The 17,658-nt window shown below is 63.8% G+C and carries 19 protein-coding genes; 8 read left to right on the top strand and 11 right to left on the bottom strand.

Annotated elements, in window-relative coordinates; genetic code table 11:
• Positions 1–63: 63 nt before the first annotated feature.
• The 4 genes from SM755_RS06760 to SM755_RS06745 all read right to left on the bottom strand — a co-directional run bounded on the left by SM755_RS06760 (position 64) and on the right by SM755_RS06745 (position 2,311).
• Positions 64–561, bottom strand: coding sequence for a hypothetical protein (locus SM755_RS06760; RefSeq protein ID WP_323171999.1), 498 nt, complete (start codon positions 559–561; stop codon positions 64–66).
• 87 nt (positions 562–648) lie between these two features.
• The gene (locus SM755_RS06755; protein WP_006665625.1) at positions 649–1,119 is read right to left on the bottom strand and encodes a hypothetical protein; all 471 of its coding nucleotides are present in this window, start codon (positions 1,117–1,119) and stop codon (positions 649–651) included.
• 72 nt (positions 1,120–1,191) lie between these two features.
• The gene (locus SM755_RS06750; protein ID WP_323171998.1) at positions 1,192–1,752 is read right to left on the bottom strand and encodes a metal-dependent hydrolase; all 561 of its coding nucleotides are present in this window, start codon (positions 1,750–1,752) and stop codon (positions 1,192–1,194) included.
• A gap of 67 nt (positions 1,753–1,819) precedes the next feature.
• On the bottom strand, positions 1,820–2,311 hold the full coding sequence (locus tag SM755_RS06745; protein ID WP_323171997.1) for a deoxyuridine 5'-triphosphate nucleotidohydrolase: 492 nt from the start codon (positions 2,309–2,311) through the stop codon (positions 1,820–1,822).
• A gap of 314 nt (positions 2,312–2,625) precedes the next feature.
• On the opposite strand from SM755_RS06745, the gene SM755_RS06740 reads away from it, so the two are divergent.
• The 3 genes from SM755_RS06740 (at position 2,626) to SM755_RS06730 (ending at position 6,847) form a co-directional block, all read left to right on the top strand.
• Positions 2,626–4,599 carry an aconitate hydratase gene (locus SM755_RS06740; RefSeq protein WP_323171996.1) on the top strand — a complete coding sequence of 658 codons (1,974 nt, stop codon included), beginning with the start codon at positions 2,626–2,628 and terminating at the stop codon, positions 4,597–4,599.
• A 167-nt stretch (positions 4,600–4,766) separates the two neighbouring features.
• Positions 4,767–5,834, top strand: coding sequence for a M20/M25/M40 family metallo-hydrolase (locus SM755_RS06735; RefSeq protein ID WP_323171995.1), 1,068 nt, complete (start codon positions 4,767–4,769; stop codon positions 5,832–5,834).
• A gap of 92 nt (positions 5,835–5,926) precedes the next feature.
• Positions 5,927–6,847 carry a TIGR03571 family LLM class oxidoreductase gene (locus SM755_RS06730; protein ID WP_323171994.1) on the top strand — a complete coding sequence of 307 codons (921 nt, stop codon included), beginning with the start codon at positions 5,927–5,929 and terminating at the stop codon, positions 6,845–6,847.
• Positions 6,848–6,882: 35 nt separating this feature from the next.
• On the opposite strand, the gene SM755_RS06725 is transcribed toward SM755_RS06730, so the two are convergent.
• Positions 6,883–7,479 (bottom strand): DUF308 domain-containing protein, encoded by a 597-nt coding sequence (locus tag SM755_RS06725; RefSeq protein WP_323171993.1) that lies wholly within the window; start codon positions 7,477–7,479, stop codon positions 6,883–6,885.
• A gap of 654 nt (positions 7,480–8,133) precedes the next feature.
• Between SM755_RS06725 and SM755_RS06720 the strand changes: the two genes are divergently transcribed.
• Positions 8,134–8,508 (top strand): hypothetical protein, encoded by a 375-nt coding sequence (locus SM755_RS06720; RefSeq protein ID WP_323171992.1) that lies wholly within the window; start codon positions 8,134–8,136, stop codon positions 8,506–8,508.
• 63 nt (positions 8,509–8,571) lie between these two features.
• Here the strand turns inward: SM755_RS06720 and solA are convergent, their stop codons facing one another.
• The 3 genes from solA to SM755_RS06705 all read right to left on the bottom strand — a co-directional run bounded on the left by solA (position 8,572) and on the right by SM755_RS06705 (position 10,864).
• Complete coding sequence (gene solA / locus SM755_RS06715; RefSeq protein ID WP_323171991.1) at positions 8,572–9,702, bottom strand: N-methyl-L-tryptophan oxidase; 1,131 nt, start codon at positions 9,700–9,702, stop codon at positions 8,572–8,574.
• A 51-nt stretch (positions 9,703–9,753) separates the two neighbouring features.
• Positions 9,754–10,263 (bottom strand): hypothetical protein, encoded by a 510-nt coding sequence (locus SM755_RS06710; RefSeq protein ID WP_323171990.1) that lies wholly within the window; start codon positions 10,261–10,263, stop codon positions 9,754–9,756.
• A 121-nt stretch (positions 10,264–10,384) separates the two neighbouring features.
• Positions 10,385–10,864 (bottom strand): RNA-binding protein, encoded by a 480-nt coding sequence (locus SM755_RS06705; protein WP_323171989.1) that lies wholly within the window; start codon positions 10,862–10,864, stop codon positions 10,385–10,387.
• Positions 10,865–11,147: 283 nt separating this feature from the next.
• On the opposite strand from SM755_RS06705, the gene SM755_RS06700 reads away from it, so the two are divergent.
• The 3 genes from SM755_RS06700 to SM755_RS06690 all read left to right on the top strand — a co-directional run bounded on the left by SM755_RS06700 (position 11,148) and on the right by SM755_RS06690 (position 13,737).
• Positions 11,148–12,608 (top strand): metallophosphoesterase, encoded by a 1,461-nt coding sequence (locus tag SM755_RS06700; RefSeq protein WP_323171988.1) that lies wholly within the window; start codon positions 11,148–11,150, stop codon positions 12,606–12,608.
• A 107-nt stretch (positions 12,609–12,715) separates the two neighbouring features.
• Entirely contained in the window at positions 12,716–13,348 is a 633-nt protein-coding gene (locus SM755_RS06695) for a TMEM175 family protein (protein ID WP_006665613.1), read from the top strand.
• 89 nt (positions 13,349–13,437) lie between these two features.
• Positions 13,438–13,737, top strand: coding sequence for a hypothetical protein (locus SM755_RS06690; RefSeq protein ID WP_323171987.1), 300 nt, complete (start codon positions 13,438–13,440; stop codon positions 13,735–13,737).
• A gap of 33 nt (positions 13,738–13,770) precedes the next feature.
• Here SM755_RS06690 and SM755_RS06685 read toward each other — a convergent pair whose 3' ends face one another.
• From SM755_RS06685 to SM755_RS06675, 3 genes are all read right to left on the bottom strand, one after another.
• The gene (locus SM755_RS06685) at positions 13,771–14,775 is read right to left on the bottom strand and encodes a DUF5787 family protein (RefSeq protein WP_323171986.1); all 1,005 of its coding nucleotides are present in this window, start codon (positions 14,773–14,775) and stop codon (positions 13,771–13,773) included.
• Positions 14,776–14,869: 94 nt separating this feature from the next.
• Entirely contained in the window at positions 14,870–15,127 is a 258-nt protein-coding gene (locus tag SM755_RS06680) for a hypothetical protein (RefSeq protein ID WP_323171985.1), read from the bottom strand.
• 164 nt (positions 15,128–15,291) lie between these two features.
• Positions 15,292–16,194: a helix-turn-helix domain-containing protein gene (locus SM755_RS06675; RefSeq protein ID WP_323171984.1), complete on the bottom strand. Its 903-nt coding sequence runs from the start codon at positions 16,192–16,194 to the stop codon at positions 15,292–15,294.
• A gap of 222 nt (positions 16,195–16,416) precedes the next feature.
• On the opposite strand from SM755_RS06675, the gene SM755_RS06670 reads away from it, so the two are divergent.
• Positions 16,417–17,646 (top strand): translation initiation factor IF-2 subunit gamma, encoded by a 1,230-nt coding sequence (locus tag SM755_RS06670; protein ID WP_323171983.1) that lies wholly within the window; start codon positions 16,417–16,419, stop codon positions 17,644–17,646.
• The last annotated feature ends 12 nt before the right edge of the window (positions 17,647–17,658 follow it).

Below are 17,658 nucleotides of genomic sequence, written 5' to 3'. Positions count from 1 at the left end.
GCGCCCGTGATTGCGTCAGGGCCACTCAGGCCGTACTGGTCGGTGCCCCCGCAGACCGTACTGCTACTGCAGTGGCTCCTGAAGATGCGCCCAGCCAATGGCGTCCAAGACGATGAATCGATCGTCGTAGTGGACGTAGACGCCGTTGTATTCGTGTTCCGTTCCCTCGTGGTACGGCAGCGAACTGCGAATCGTATCGACGACGGACCAGGCACCGTCGCGTTCCAGCGTGACGTGTTCCCACTCCTCGCGTGCACGGCGTCGGATCGCACGGTTGATCGCCCGCCGTGCGCCGGGGATTTCGTCGAGTTGGCGCGACGAGGCGTCGACGATGGTGGCATTAGCAGGAACCTCGTCCGGGTCGATGATTCGAGCGCCGAGGTTGGCCTTCGAGCGAGCCGTCGAGTTCTTCGAACGGTTCGAACTGAGCACGTAGCCGGCGAGGGCTGCCGTGCCGACGGCGAGCAGCGAGAGTGCGATTCCTTTGGCACCACTCCTCGCGACGGTTGTGTTCGCGTTCGCGCCCCCGTTTCCAGTTCTGTTCCCAGTCCCCCTGAGCATGGGAGTATCTTACAGTAACCGACTAAGTATCTTTCGCAAGAATGGTAGTTCCACGATCGGTTCCCGAGCCGACGAGTTCGCAAACGCCTACAAAGAGAGGGTTGCCGCCAGGTTCGTCGTGATCGCCCCGCCAACGACGAGCAACGCGATTCCGACGAGCGCAGCCGCCCGATACAGTCCCAATGCATCGGCCGCGGGTTCGCGAAGCTTCTTTCCGTTGAGACCGCTCTCGAGTCGCTTCGAGCCGATTTCGACGAGGGTGGCAAGCAACAGCCAGAGCGCGACCATCAGCAGCACCAGGTGTCCCCTGGTCGAGCCGAACAGACTCTCGGACGTGTACCGCGCCTGTGCGAGATGACCGCCCGTCAGCAACAGGACGAGCGCGCTGACGCGCGAAATCGTCGTCAACTTGCCAGCGATCGCCTCGAGCGGCTTCGTCGTATTGAACTCGCCGTCGCGAGCGAGCGGCAACACGACGAACGCGACGTAGAAGACGCTGCCGGCCCAGAGTGCCCCAAAGACGAGATGGAGGGTCTGCGTAACGAACGTCTCGACCATAGTACTCTCTCGGAGACTGGAGGTATCAGGGTTCCGACTTGCGGCGGGCCGACTGCTTGCCACTGACGCCAGCTACTCGAGCCACTCCCAGTCAGCGGTCCACCGGATCAATCGCCGTCGAAGAAGCGCATAGGCTACCGAGACGCCGAGACCGCCGAGCACGACGGTCTTGATCCAACCGCCGAAGACCACGAGGGCCGGCAGTGCGAGGACGAACGCGAGAACGGCATCCTCCGGTGCACCGTCGTATCGGATCCACCGCTTCGGACGGAGCCATCGACCGCGAACGTGGTCGTAGACGGCGCGTTCGGTGCGGTTTCGCCAGGGGTCCATCTCTGGTCCGCCGCCAAAAACGTCGCTCGCGGCGTGGAGCCAGGCTGCGGCGACGAACGCGGCGATGGTCACCGTCGCCGCTGTCGGCGTGTAGAACGCGAGTCCGACCGCCAGAACGACCCCGACGAGTCCGACGATCGGGAAGTGAAACGTCCGGCGGTGGGCGAGCGGCAGATCGAAGTCGGGTGCGAGACCGCCGGCGAGCGCACCGAGTGCGAGCGGCACAGCGAACTCGGGCGCGAGGTATGCGAGAGGGGACACAACGGTGAGACCGGCGAACGCGTGCGTCGTCGCCATCATCGAGTGAGATCACCGGCCATACCGGTGGTTCGACGGACGGCACCAAAAGTGGACCGTCCGGCGATCATCAGCTGCTTTCGCCGATGTTCTCGCCCTGGTAACTGCCGTCGTAGGTGTCCTCGTGATTCGCCTCGGCGAACACGAGCTGGGCGATCCGCGCGTCGCGTTCGATCTCGACGTCGTGGTGGACCTGCAAGAGCCCCTCGCCGCGACCCTCGTAGCCGGCGTCCCAGACCGCCGTATTGAGCATGCAGGAGTTTCGCATCAGCGACGAGCGGGGATAGACGAATCCGATGTGCCCGTCCGGAATCGCGATTTGCTCGTTGTAGCGCGCGACGTACGCGCCCTCGGGCAGATAGTACGTGTCGGGCGCTTTCTGCTCGAGTTCTTCGAGCGGGCGGGCGGCTCGGTCGCCGATCTGCTTGCCGTCCCGGCCGATCCGGCCAGGTTCGAGCTGGTCGAAGACGACGTCGAGGGTGAGGTCGACGCCGTTGGGTTGGACCTGTTCGGGGGTCGTCGGCGAGACGTGGTCTGCAACGAAGGTACCGGAGCGAAACATGATCGTATAGCCGAGAGATAGCGGTATCGGGAAAAACGTGTCCTTTCGAGCCGACCGACAGGTGACGCGGTTCGAGAGTACCGGTGATGCAGTTCGAGACTGTGTTTCACACGATATCAGGAATTGAGCACGCACGAGTTCCGCGCGCGTGGAACGATTACTGCCGATCTCACCTCCTCCGCGCAGCACTGTCTACGTCTGTAGTTGTAGCGCAATAATTGCTCGAAAACTGCGCGCATGGGCGTATCTAACACGGTCGATCCTCAAGGAAACACGCTGGATTTATCAGGACGGACGGCCGAGATTCGGATGCTATGGGACAGACTCTCACCGAAAAGATTCTCGACGACCATCTCGTCGAGGGCGATCTCGAGACCGGCGAGGAAATCGGTATCGAGATCGATCAGGTACTTACTCAGGACACGACCGGAACGATGGTCTGGCTCCAGTTCGAAGCGATGGGACTGGACGAGGTCCAGACCGAAATCGCAGCCCAGTACTGCGACCACCAGACCTACCAGTTCGACTTTAAGAACACTGACGACCACCGTTTCCTGCGTTCTGCAGCCGGTAAATATGGCGCTTATTTCTCTCGCCCCGGCAACGGTATCTGTCACAACGTTCACCGCGAAAACTTCGCCGCACCCGGCAAGACGCTACTCGGCTCCGACAGCCACACGCCGACCCCCGGCGGCCTCGGCGAACTCGCCATCGGTGCCGGCGGCATCGACGTGACCGTCGCAATGGGCGGCGCACCGTACTACATCGAAATGCCCGAGATCGTCAATGTCCGTCTCGAGGGCGAACTCCCCGAGTGGGCCACGGCAAAGGACGTCATCCTCGAGATGCTCCGTCGCCTCTCCGTGAAAGGCGGCGTCGGCAAGATCCTCGAGTACACCGGCCCCGGCGTCGAGACGCTCACCGCACCCGAGCGGATGACGATCACGAACATGGGCACTGAACTCGGCGCGACCACGTCGATTTTCCCGACCGACCACCAGACCGAGGACTACCTCGAACGCGTCGGTCGCGGCGACGAGTTCACCGAGATCCAGCCCGACGAGGACGCCGAGTACGACGACGAGATCGTCGTCGACCTCTCGGACCTCGAGCCGCTGATCGCCCAGCCGTCGATGCCGGACAAGGTCGTCCCGGTCCGCGAAGTCGCCGGCCAGGACGTCTCCCAGGTCATCGTCGGATCCTGTACGAACGGCGGCTACGAGGACATCCTCCCCGTCGCCAAGATGCTCGAGGGTCGCGAAACCTCGATGGAGACCGAGACGATCGTCGCCCCCGGCTCCAAGCAGGCCTCCGAGATGCTCGCCCGCCAGGGCTGGGTCGCGGAGATGATGGCCGCCGGCGTCAACTTCTCCGAGGCGACCTGTGGTGCCTGTATCGGGATCGGCCACGTGCCCGCCTCCGATTCCATCTCGCTGCGGACCTTCAACCGCAACTTCGAGGGCCGCTCGGGTATCGAAGACGACAACGTCTTCCTCTGTTCGCCGGAGGTCGCCGCCGCCGCGGCGATCAAGGGCGAAATCGTCGACCCGCGCGACCTCGCCGAGGAAGAGGAGGGCCTCGAGGCCCCCGGCGTCGAACTCCCCGACGAATACGACGGCTCCAAGACGGACCTCATCACGCCCGACGAGGCCGTCGACGACGAACTCGTCAAGGGTCCGAACATCGGCGACGTGCCGCTGAAGGACCAGCTCAGCGCCGACGTCGAGGGTGAAGCGCTGCTCAAGATGGAGGACAACATCACGACCGACCACATCATCCCTGCAACGCAGGACATCCTGATGTACCGGTCGAACGTTCCCAAGCTCTCCGAGTTCACGCTCTCGCGCGTCGACGATACGTTCGCAGAGCGTGCGCTCGACGCCGACGGCGGCTTCCTCGTCGCCGGAGAGAACTACGGCCAGGGCTCCTCGCGCGAGCACGCCGCCCTCTGTCCGATGTACCTCGGCATCGAGGGCGTCCTCGCACAGAGTTTCGCACGGATCCACCGCGCGAACCTCTTTAACTTCGGGATCGTCCCGCTCCAGATCGACGAGGACACCTACGAGAACATCGACCAGGGCGACGATGTCGAAATCGTCGACGACGTCTACGACGCCGTCACGAGCGGTCAGGAAGAGTTCACCGTCCGCATCAACGGCGAGGACGAGTACACGGCGGTCCTCGACGCCTCCGAGCGCGAACGCGACATTCTCGCGGCCGGCGGCAAGCTCGCCTGGACGAAAGAACAGGCCGAGGGCGCAAGCGGCGCGGCTCCGGCTGACGACTGATCTGATCAGTCGATTTGCGGATGTTTTTTTGCGCGCAGTATTCGTGACCCGCCGAAGTATCTGTCTCGAAGGGTGAGTGCGCCCAAGTAGTCTGTTCGGACCTCGGTTTACCGCTTCGTGTACGAGTGAATCTAAGACATAAAGAGGCGAGTCGCTAACTAGGTACTATGGACGATCCTTCGCGTGATTTCCTCACCGAATTGCTCGAGACGCCCTCCCCATCGGGCTATGAAACCCGCGGCCAGCAGGTCTGGATCGACTACGTCGACCAGTTTGCTGACGACGTTCGAACGGACGCTTACGGAAATGCCATCGCAGTGCACGAGGGAGCGCCCGATGCATCCGGCGCACCCGAAATCGTACTCACCGGCCACGCTGACGAAATCGGCTTCATCGTCAAATCGATCGACGGCGACGGCTTTGTCAGACTGGGGCGAATCGGCGGCTCTGACCCCTCCGTTTCGAAGGGCCAACACGTCACGATCCACGCCGCCGACGGTCCCGTCGAGGGCGTGATCGGGCAGCACGCGATCCACCTCCGCGAGGACGAGTCAGAGACCGACATCGAGGATCTCTGGATCGACATCGGAGCCGAAAGCGAGGACGAGGCGCGCGACCGCCTCGAAATCGGGGACCCGATCACCGTCTCCTCGACGGTCTCGTGGCTTTCCGAGACGCGTCTCGCCGGCCGCGGCCTCGACAATCGGGTCGGGACGTGGGCCGCGGCTGAGGGGTTCCGGCAGGCTGTCGAAACCGGCACGGATGCGACCGTCTACGCCGTCTCCACCGTCCAGGAGGAAGTCGGGGGCAACGGCGCACGGATGGTCGGATTCGACCTCGAACCCGACGCCGTCGTCGTCGTCGATGTCGGTCACGCCGTCGATTACCCCTCCGCGCCGAGCGAGAAGACGAGCCAGATGGAACTGGGCGGCGGGCCGGCACTCGGTCGCGGCAGCACGAACCACCCTGCCGTGTTCGACGCGCTGCGCTCGGTCGCCGACGAGCGCGAACTCGAGGTACAGATCGAGGCGCTCGGGGTCGGGACCGGGACGGACGCTGACGGCTTCTTCACCGCGGCGGGGGCGATTCCGTCGCAGGTGGTCAGCGTGCCGAACCGCTACATGCACACGCCCGTCGAAGTGATCGACACCGACGACCTCGAGGAAATTGCGACGCTGCTGGGTGTGTTTGCGAGCCGGGCCGACGAGTTCACGCCGTTCGCGGTCGATATCTGATCTGCACCCGGATCGGCGGTCGAACCGATGAGTACCACCGGCGACCTCGCGGATCGAAGCCGTCATCCGCCCGTGACCGATAGCTCGAGCGAATGCCGACTGGACACGAAAACGAGGGGTACCGACGGTTGTTCGAGACGGACGGACTCACGTTCGGCGTTGGATTCCCGCTTACCGGCACGAACCGCTCGACGCCCGACCCCGAGGCGGAGATTCGGCTCGCGAAACGCGCCGAGGCGGTCGGCTTCGACGGCCTCTGGGCGCGCGACGTGCCGACGTACTGGCCGAAATTCGGCGATGCCGGTCAGACGTTCGACCCCTGGCCGTGGCTCTCGCACGTCGCTGCCCACACCGACGAGATCGCGCTCGGCACCTCGAGTATCGTCCTCCCGCTTCGACACCCGATCCACGTCGCGAAATCCGCCGCGACGGTCGACCGACTTTCGGACGGCCGGCTCGTCCTCGGGGTCGCCTCCGGCGACCGCGATCCGGAGTACCCCGCCTTCGGCGTCGACCGCGACGAGCGCGGCGCGCTGTTTCGCGACCACGTCGAAACCCTTCGCACGCTGTGGCGCGACGAGTTCCCCGAGCGCGAGGGACGGTGGGGCAGCCTCGACGGTGCACTCGATGTCGTGCCGAAACCGATGGCGGAGACGATTCCGCTGCTCCCGACCGGGAACGCCCGCCAATCGCGCGAGTGGATCGCCGAGCGCGGCGACGGCTGGCTGTTCTATCACCTCCCCGAGCGCACGCTGACGGACTACCTCGATGCGTGGCGGGAGGCCGCCGGTGAAAAGCCGTTCGCGATGGCCGTCCGCGCTGAACTCGCGGACGATCCGACGGCCGAACCAGAGCAGTTACACCTGGGCTACCGGGCGGGCACCGAGTGGTTTCAGGACTACTTCCGACGGCTCGCCGAACTCGGCGTCGACCACGTTATCGTCTCCATCGAGAACGACGATCCGGAGCGGGGAATAGAGCGGTTTGCAGCGGCGATTATCGACGCGGACTGAGCGAGACGCCTGCTCTATTTGCCGGCAGGTCTCCATCACTGCTCGCTCGATTCGTCGTATTCGAGTTCAACGTCGGGCGACGAGGTGCCGATCCGGAGGTGGTGCTGGTTGGCGTAGTGGCGATGAGCGAGCGCGAAGCCACCGAGGGTGATGACGACGAACGCGGACCAGGCGGCAGCGGGGAGTAGCGAAAACGGGACGATATCGAGTAGCGTTCCGCCGAGAACCACGGTGACGAGTGCTGTCAGCCCGAGGTAGTAATCACTCCAGGAGAGGTTGCGTCCGCGGACGGTGTCCATATAAATTTTGACGTCGTCGAGCACCGGCGTCGGTTCGACGGTTCCTCGGTCGCGGTCGAACTCGAGGACGCCGGCGTTGTCCATCTTCGGCAGGTGGGACTGCTGGAGTGCCGTGTAGACGCGTTTGCGGTCGCTACTCGAAACCTCGTCGAAAGCGAGGTCATCCTCGCTGGCGGCAATCGACTGTGAGAGCGTCCCGATATCGATCCGTTCGTCCCGGTAGATGAGCGTCTGAAGGATGTGCCGTCGACGGCGGTTTGCCAGTAAGTCGAAGAGTTCGTCTTCGGTAAGTTCACCGTGCGCTGACTCCGATTGTGAGACCTGTCTCTCCATCACGAGTGCTACTCCGACCCCCGCATCAGTTAGAGAGTCTACATTTCCCTAGATAAAACTATCTATCGGGAAGAGGGTCTGCAATTTTTTCATGAAGGTCGGAGGCGACTGCGATGGATCAGGAACGCTGTGCTTGCATCGTGTCGTCGAATATCGGAACGGAGTGGTCGTCCCCGTCCATCGAAGCGACCGTTGTGTTCTCGATGGTTTCGAGGTCGTACCGAACGAGAACAACCGGTCGCGACGGGCTCGGTTCCGCACCACGCGACGGTTCGGAGTGGGAACACCCGATCGAGTCGTGTCATCTCGATACTAAGACTGCAGCAGCCGTGGGAATCGCCGGCGTAACCGGTCGGTTCGGAGTCGTCCGTCACGCACGAGTCAGGTGGCTGAAATCGCGGATTAGTCTCAGAGAACGGAAGTCAACGCCAGCAATACTGGGTACCGATGACGGAAGTCTCGCATTTCGACTCGTCGATACCACGGTCAACGGTTGTATTACAATGATCCCACAGCCGTTCGGCGTTCTCGTAGCGCTAACGCACGGAGTGGGCCAACGGTGTGGCACCCCCATCACCGATCACGCAGGCGTCTCGATCCTCGATCGGCCCACCCGTGCGTTCAGCAGCAACGACAATCGATATACTCACTGCTATGCACGAAGACGGACGGAAGTCAACGACGGAAACGGGAACCGGCTCCGATCAAATTTCGCTCTACGTCTACGAGTTCGAGACCGACGAACTCGTGGATGCGATTTACGACGCCGAGTCGATCGTGATCCCTGACGTGGGCGATCGCGTCTCGTTCGTCGAGGCCCGCGCGGACGGGGACCTCGAGACGGAGTCGGTCAGCTACCGGGAGAAGTCCGAAGCGGCGACGTACGTTGTCAGACAGCGGGAGATCACCTACATCTCGGTGGACTACGATATCGACGGCCTGCAACAGAGCGACGCGCTCGTTTCCGAGGTCAAACTGTGGGTGAGCAGCGATGCCGAAGACCGAGGGCCGGGTCGGTCAACCCGGTGAGTAGCGGTCGCAAGCGCTTCGCAAGCGCTCCGCAAGCGCGACTGACCCAGTGCGCCGAGGGTATCAGAACCGATCCAGCCCGAACATACCGATCTCGTGGTCCGTCTCGCCCTCGAGCGCCAGATCGGCCATGATCTCGCCGACGACGCTGGCGAACTTGAATCCGTGACCCGAGAAGCCGGCCGCGACCGACACCTGCGGATGCGCAGGGAGGGTATCGATCACGAAGTGGTCGTCCGGCGTATTCGTGAACAAGCAGGTCTTCAACCGCATCGTCGGCCCCGCGCCGTCCGGGAAGTACTCTTCGGCGAACTCGCGCAACAGTCGCTCGTCGGCTTGCGTCGGTTCGCGCTCGAAGGCGTCGGGATCGACGGTCTCCTCGCGGTGATTGTACCGGCCGAACTTGAACCCGGGAACCCCGTGAACCGGAAAGCCGTAGAACCGCCCCTCGGGAACCTGCAGGTTCCAGACGGGGAACGCCCCGGGGTCGAAGGCGGCGGGCTCCTCGGGTTGGAGCCAGGCGAGCACCTGGCGCTCGGGGACGGCGAGCCCGTCGAGTTCGTCGATGAACTCGGCGGCCCACGCGCCCGCGGTGACGACGAGTTCGTCGGCCTCGTAGGCGCGGTGGTCGGTTTCGACGCGGACGCCGTCGTCGCCGGTCGGCCGCCAATCGACGACGCGTTCGCGGGCGCGGACGGTCGCGCCGTGTCGGTGGGCGCGGTCGACGTATGCGACGATACACTCCTCGGGGACGAGAAAGCCGCCGTCGGGCTGGGAGACGGCCTCGTACGTCTCCGGGAGCTGGTAGCCCGGATAACGGTCGACAAGTTCCGAACTCGAGAGGACCTCGTGATCGAGGTCGTGGTCCTCGCAGGAGCGCTTCGAGCCCTCGACGAGCGGGTCGCCGCGCGGACCGGCGTCGATGGTGCCGGTGCGGTACAACAGCTGGCGGTCGTGGTCGCTCTCGAGTTCGGTCCACAGTTCGTCGGCGCGACGGAGCAGCGGGACGTAGGCCGGGTGTTCGTAGTAGGCGAGACGGAAGATGCGAGTGATACCGTGTGAGGACCCGTAGCCGTGGGGAACGTCGTAGCGTTCGAGGCCGAGAACGTCGACGCCGCGTGCGGCGAGGTGGGCAACCGTCGCGCTTCCCATGCCACCGACGCCGAGCACGATAACGTCGTACCGGTCTGTCATGCGCGGTGATACGACGAGGGTGTCGAAAACACTTCCTCACCGTCTCACCAGTTACCGGGAGTCTCGTGCTCGCTCGCGGAGGTGGTGCTGTTGGCGGCGTTCGCTGACGTGATCGAGGCCGTCGGCCAGTTCGTCACGAACGGCCGTTTCGAACGTGTCGACGTCGGTGAGAAACTCCCCGGAGAACTCTTCGACGAGTTCGTACGACCACTGGTCGTTGATCGCGCCGGCGGGGAGGTGCTCGTCGCGAAGTTGGTTGGCCCACTCGTCGTGGCCGGCGTTTCGAAGTTCGGCTTCGGCGTCCCGCATGCGGTCCATCGCGTGCCCGAGTTGGTGGTGGAACTCGAGGAGTGCGCCGTAGGAGCGATGGAGATTCTCGATGCCGAGTTGGAGATCGTGGAGGGCGTCGAGTTCGTCGTCGGTGAGGTCGAGTTCGAACGCGGGATGAGTGGCGTTCTGAGAGGTGTCTGTGGTCTCGTCCGAGGCAGTGTTCGTGTCCGCGGCTGTGTCGGTGGTGTCAGTTTCGGACGCAGAATCACGCGCGTCGTTCGGTGTCGGCATAGCTAGCCGCCCCACGAATAGAACCAAGAGCGTTGTGGGCGCAAGTGAGGAGAACACCGGTGTACCGTTTGAGAACGGCGGCTGCACTGATTCTCGTGTGATTGCGGACGAGGCTGATCGTCTACGCCGTGAACTCGTACAACTCGTCGCCGACGTGGTGTAGCGAGTCGACGACTTTCCCCTCGTTACCGGCCATCTCCGTGCCCTCGACGCGCGCCCGGCCGACGGCCAGCACCTTGCCGTGAGTCTCCTCTGCGATGACGACCAGATCGTCCGGTGAGATGTCCTCGGTGGCTTCCGTGATTCCCGGACGCATTACGTCGGCACCGTCGCTAACGAACGAGATTGCACCGGTATCGACCGTCACGAGTCGTCGCTCGGGTTCGTAGGCGTTCGCGCCGCGAACCGTCAGGAACGCCTCCTCGTCGAAGAAGGCAACTCGGGGCTCGCCGTCGATCAGGATGACCTCGCGATCCGCATCCTCGAACTCGACGCGCTCGTAGGCGTCGCCGTCGAGGGAGACGCCCAGTTTGTCGGACAGATCCGTTTCGAGTTCGGAAACGTCGTCGCTGCGAAGGTGGTGACGGGATTTAACTTGCATACCCGACCTACCTGCTATACCCATTTAACGGAATAGGTTTAGCGCGGTGATTCGCCGTCTCCGCCCGGGATAGTGGTGGTGCACATATCGTCGGCCATCCTCTCGCAGTTATCGTCGAACTCCCGGAGGGACTCGGGATCGCTATCGTCCGGCCGCACCGCCAGCCCATCCATCGGCGAACAGGGATAGGGACAGAGACAGAGCCAACTCCCCCGAGACGTGCCCGGAGATATCGGGGAAACCACTATCCACCCGTGGCTGGTAGTACGTCGGACTGCGTTCGATGGCCAGCGAATACGTCTTCATCAGCGACCTCCACATGGGCGGCGACGAACAGCTCACGGCGCTCGATTTCGAGGCGGAACTGCTCGACTTTCTCGCCGAACTCGAGGAGCGTGGCGGCGACGTCGAACTGATCATCAACGGCGACGCCTTCGGACTCTGGGAGTACGCCGAAGTGACGGGGACGGCGAAGCTCGACAGGGTGATCGAGGACCACCCGCGCGTCTTCGAGCAGTTCCGCGCGACCGGCGAAGCGATCGACATTACCCTCATCCCGGGCAATCACGACTACGACCTCGCCTGTTACACCTCGTACATCGACCGCCTCGCGGCGTATAACATCGTGCTCGAACCGGTGGTTTCGATCACGCGCGAGGTCGATGTCGACGGGGGTGACGAGGACGAAACGCCGCGAATTTGGATCGAACACGGCCAGCAACACGACGCGAACAACCGGATGCCGGACTGGGGAAATCCCAACGCGCTCCCCGTCGGATACTTCGTGGTCCAGCGGATCGTCGCCGCCGCCGGTCGTTACTCCGGGCGAGCCAAGGGCGACTGGCTTCGCGACATCCAGTCGGTCGCGCCGATGGAGGAGATTCCGCGCTGGCTCCTCTCGAACTACTTCTATCGGGAGATGAGCCCGTATCTTCGAGCCGTCGTCATCCCACTGTTGCTGTTTTTCAACATCACGCTCCTCTACCTGTTCGGGACCGTCCTCGAGGTAATGGGTATCCTTCCGTCGGCGTTTTTCACCGATAATCCCGTCATCCATGCACTCGGTATCGGCGCGGTCGTTCTCGAGTTCATCATCGCAATCAACATCGTCATTATCGCGATTCTCCTGTTGCTCGCGATTCCGCTGTGGCTATTCAGACGGGATCTCAGAAAGACGCTGGATCGCTTCGGGGTTATGCTATCGGGCGTCCGCGTAGGGCAGGGGGACGAACCGTTTTTGCGTGCGGCAAGGGACGTTCTCGAGGCCAATTCTGATGTCGCCGTCTTCGTCTACGGGCACACGCATCGGGCGTCGCTCACTCGGTGGGGTGACCGACTGGTCATCAACACCGGAACCTGGCTGAAAAAGCTCCAGCACGTCGAGACCTGGTTTTCGCGGCTGCCGGGCATCTACTACCCCTCCTTTCGTTTGAACTACTTCCGGATCTTCCCCGAGGGAGACCGGATCGTCGTCGAGTACGAGGAAATCGAGACGGACCAGTCGCTGGATCCCACCCGCTTTCAGCGACTGGTCGCGCGCCGTCCGCCGGCGGCAGAACCGATTCCGGCGCGAACGGTGATCGACCCGAACGGGACGCTTGAGACACCCGATGGCGCGTTCGAACGCGATTCCGACACTGGCGCTGACGCTGACCCCGGTTCCGGAAAGCCATTCGCGACCGTCGACGGAAGCGACGGCGACCGTGCAGACGCCACCGATCGGACGAGCGAGGAACGCGACTAACCCGGTTCATCGAGCGGGGGTCCCGTCCCGCTCCGATCGGTGGGTGGGTGCGGCCGGTCACGGCGGCGGGGATGGCTATTCAGCACCTCGCGTCGAGGGGTACTGGTATGGTCAGGGTACTCGGCGGCGAAGGAACGGACCGAATGGAGGGGATGAGCGACGGCGTCTTCGCGATCGTTCTCACGCTCCTGGTGTTGCAGTTCGAGGTTCCAGACGTTCCTGCGTCGAGGCTTCCGGCGGCAGTCGGCGACCAAGAGACGTTGCTGGTCAGTTATCTCCTGAGTTTCGCCGTCGTCGGTCTCTACTGGATTATCCACCACAACCTCTTTCAGTCGATTACCGGTCACGACCGCGTGCTGCTGTGGCTGAATCTCCTGTTCTTGCTCTCGATTTCGTTTCTCCCGTACCCGACCGAGATCATCGGAAGCTACGGGACGCAGTTCGCCTGGACGGTGTACGCCATCAATTTCGTCCTGGTCGGCGTGCTCATGACGAGCGTCTGGGCCTACGCCGCCCGCGCCGGATTTACGGACAGCCGGATCAACGAACAGGATGCGCGGCTGATCACGATCCGTGGGCTCATTTCGCCGGCCGTGTTCCTGTTCTCGATCGTCGTCGCGACGCAAAGCCTCTCGCTGGCGTTTTTCACGCCGCTTTTGATCATCCCGCTACAGTGGGTGTGGGTCCGGTACTACCAGCGACGAACGGGCGCGTCAAACGTCTTCCAGGACGCCGAATAGTCCCGAGCGAGACCGATTGACTGACCGAACACTCCCGCCCGAGCGAACGTGTGACAATTGCTAAGTAACCACATAGTCTTCGTACACCTATGTGGCCATGGTCCTCTCGCTCCCGTACCGCGACGGTCACGTGTCTCGCCTGCGGCGATAGCGTCTCACGGTCGACCGCCCGCGAGTACGACAAATACGGCGACCGGTGGGACCGCACGGACAAAGCGTTCGAACACCTCTGTCCCGACTGCCACACCGACCTCTGTCACCACCCGCGCGATGAACTCGAGGGACTTCTCGTCGAACTCCGCGCCGGCGAGGAGGAGACGGAGACGTTTCTCGAAGGATATCTCGCCGCTGTCGAGGACCGCTATGGCCGCGTCGAAGAGGAATCCTGACGCCATGTTTCGGCGTCGGAGCAGCCACTGTCCTCAGCCGAATCGGTCGAGTCCCGACTGGCGGCGGCGCTTTCCGGCGGGATTCCGCCGCCAGGCCGTCCGCCGATCGCGTTCGGCCTCGAGTGCAACGTCGGAAGCCGGTCCGGAATCGTAGCCGGGGCAGGACGGTCCGCACTCCGAGTTCGCGTCGACGAGTCGGTCGCGCCACTCGCAGTACGGTAGCGTCGCGCCGTTCGCGTCGGTCGGCGTGCAGGCCTCGCAGGCTGGAAAGTCGTACGTCCGCCAGCCCTTGCCGTAGGCTCGTTCGGCGAGTCGGCGGCGCGCCCGGGCCTTCGCGGTCGCTGTCACGGGTTCGATTGCCGCGTGACCGGGCTCGAACGCGAGCGGTTCGATACCCGGCTCGTCGGTCGGGAGCGGCGTCGGTTCGCGAACGACCTCGAGTTCGATCTCTGATGAGGCCGTCCCGTCGCGGTGAACGCGCCAGACGCCGACTTCGTCGGGAATCCGATTCAGGTGCGCTCGCGTGACGTAACTTTCCGTCGCCAGCACGACCGTATCGACCAGCGCGAGGCTCACGTCGGTGCGCAACTGCGCCTCGAGATCGCCGGGTCGGCCGAGATCGGGCTTGTTCTCGATGCCGACGATGCGGTCGTACCAGTCGGGATAGCGCGCGACCTGTCGGACGAACTCGCGGCCGTTGCGGCGTTCGCGCTCGAAAAAGCCGATCTCGCAGGCCCGGTCGACCGCCCGACGCGCGCGATCCGGGTGGCAATCGAAGGCGCGTTTCCAGTAGCGGGTGCGACCGGGGCCGACGGCGGACTCGATAGCGGCGTCGGGAATCTCCTCGCTCGTGATCGCCGTGCGGTCGTCGAACTCCGGCCCGGGTTCGACGCAGACCACGTCGAGAATCCGACCGCCGGGGTCGGCGACGCTCCCGCCGAGTTGCCGAGCCACGAGCGCATCGGTACCCGCGATCGGCTGCTCGCGGGACTGCTCTAGGTGCGCACAGAGCGCGAGTTCAAACGCGAACTCGGTCACGAGGGATCACTCGTACTGTGGGTGGCGAGCGAGAAAAGGAGTCGGATTCGCGGTTGGTACGGTCGTTCGCCGGGTCGAGTAGCGTGTCGCGACCTTATGCCGATCGCGTAACGAATCGGTGTCGCACCCGCCTGAGGACGAGGAGGCTTGCGACGAACGGGCCGACACCGCCGAGGAACACGGCGAAGAGGACCAGAACCGGGTGGTCGCCGATGACGGTGACGATCGTGAACGCGATGAGCGCCGATGCGACGAGCAGGACCGACAGGCCGACGGCGATACCGGCGGCCGTGAGCAGACCGTACCCGGGAAGCGGATCGATCGGACGAGGGGCGATCGGTGCGTGCATCATCTCTCGTCTCGACCGAGGCGTCGCTCGCCGATAAGTGTAGTCTGAAAAACATTTCAGTACGGTCGCTAACTGAAATTCGTTTCAGACGGACTGCTGTAAGTCATTTCCGGCGCAACCGCAGGACGATCCGCGGTTGTGCCGGGAAATCGTTACAGCAGACCGTATCAGTCGTCGACGGTGTGTGTCTCGAGAACGTCGAGATCGCCGTTCATCGTCACCCGCAACTCGTCGCCCGCGAGCGGCATCCGAACCTCGAGTTCGAGCGGGTCGCGCGAGACGAGCCGAGTGAACTCGTCGGAAACGCACCACGGGAGCGTCCAGTAGGGCCGCTCGTCGAGCGAGACGCCGCGCTCGCGGTGGAACGAGACGACCTCGGAGTGGTCGAGCAGCCGGAGGCCGGCGGCCGAGCACAGCGTGTGCGCACACTGTCGACACTCGTGGTCGACGCGGAGGCTGACGCCGAGACAGCAGTCGTCGTCCTCGACGATGTGCGTCTCCATGCGCCCACTGCACTCCGGACAGACGCCGTCGGCGGCCAGACAGTGAAGGTGTCGAACGCGCTGGTCGAACGCGTCGGCGATTTCCCCTCGGGTTCGGTCGGTCAGCCCGCCGGGCGGGAACGCGTACTCGCCGTGCCCGTGCCCGCAGTCGACGCACATGATCGCGAGCCGTTCGTCCTCGTAGCTTGCGGCCAGCGAACTCCCGCAGGCGACGCACTGGCCCGCCACGGGAAACGGTTCGATCGACGGGTGTTCGTTGAACGACCCCGCGATCACCGAGCGGACGACCTTCTCGCCGGCATGTTTAAACGCGTAGCCCTCCGCTTGCTGGGTGACGAAGTGTCCCGTGAGCTTTTGCAGGTGATAGTTGAACTGTGCGGAGTCACGCATGCCGACCTCGCGCCGCAGGGTCGAGAACGACACCGGCGACTCGTCGGCGGCCCACAAGGCTTCGAGAATCGACAGTCGAACGTCGTTGGCGATCAGTGCGAACGCTTCCGCGGGATCGAGACAGTCCGTACATTCGAGGACGCTCTCGCGTTCGCCCGCTGTCTCCGGCTTGCTCATAGCCCCTCGTATGCGGGCAGTAGCCAAAGTAGTTCGCTCAACACTGTTTTTGTAACTATCCCAATATCTAATGGGAGGAGTGTGCGGAGGCGGACGCCAGTCGAAACGAGTCCGAGACAGTGACACTCACGAACGTGACCGTCGACCCGGTGAAGACGCCCTCAGAACAGTAGGTTTATCAATCGCACGGGGGAAGCCCTATCTAAGATTACTCATCGTCTTATGGCAGGAACTCAACAACCGGAGGTGAACATCGGGCTCGTCGGCCACGTCGACCACGGCAAGACGACGCTGGTACAAGCCCTGAGCGGCTCGTGGACGGACCAGCACAGCGAGGAGATGAAGCGCGGAATCTCCATCCGCCTCGGCTACGCGGATGCGACGTTCCGCGAGTGCCCCGACCGGGACGAACCCGAACGGTACACCGTCGAGGAGGAGTGTCCGGACGGCTCCGAGAGCGAGCCGCTTCGAACCGTCTCGTTCGTCGACGCCCCGGGTCACGAAACCCTGATGGCGACGATGCTCTCCGGCGCATCGCTGATGGACGGGGCCGTGCTGGTCGTCAGCGCCAACGAACCCGTGCCACAGCCACAGACCGAAGAGCACCTGATGGCGCTCGACATCATCGGCATCGAAAACATCGTCATCGCCCAGAACAAGATCGACCTCGTCGACTCCGATCAGGCCCGCCGGAACTACGAACAGATCCAGGAGTTCGTCGAGGGCACCGTCGCCGAGGACGCCCCCGTCGTCCCCGTATCGGCCGGCCAGGAGGTCAACATGGACCTGCTGATCCAGGCAGTCGAGGAGGAAATTCCGACGCCGGAACGCGACCCCGACGCCGACGCCCGAATGCACGTCGCCCGCAGCTTCGACATCAACAAACCCGGGACGACCGCAAGCGACCTCGCCGGCGGCGTCCTCGGCGGCAGCCTCGTCGAAGGTGAACTCGAATCCGATCAGGAGATCGAAATCCGCCCCGGTCGCGAGGTCGAAGAAGGCGGCCAGACCGAGTACGTCCCGATCGAAACGACGATTCGCTCGCTGCAAGCCGGCGGCGAAACCGTCGACAGCGCCACACCTGGCGGCCTGCTCGGAGTCGGCACGGGACTCGACCCCGCACTGACGAAAGGCGACGCCCTGGCCGGTCGCATGGCCGGCCCACCGGGCTCGCTGCCGCCGACCTGGCAGCAGTTCACGATGGATGTCGACCTCCTAGAGCGCGTCGTCGGCACCGACGGCGGCGAAGTGGAGGAGATCAGCACCGGCGAACCGCTGATGATGACCGTCGGGACGGCAACGACCGTCGGCGCGGTAACGAGCGCCCGCGAGGGCGAGTGCGAGGTCAACCTCAAACGCCCCGTCACCGCCGAACCCGGCGCGAAAATAGCGATCAACCGCCGTATCGGCGCTCGCTGGCGGCTGATCGGCCTCGGAACGCTCCAGGAGTAATACCGATAGCGA

This window comes from Natrialba sp. PRR66, from assembly GCF_034808065.1.
GTDB lineage: Archaea > Halobacteriota > Halobacteria > Halobacteriales > Natrialbaceae > Natrialba > Natrialba aegyptia.
This window is presented reverse-complemented; position numbering and strand designations above follow the sequence as displayed.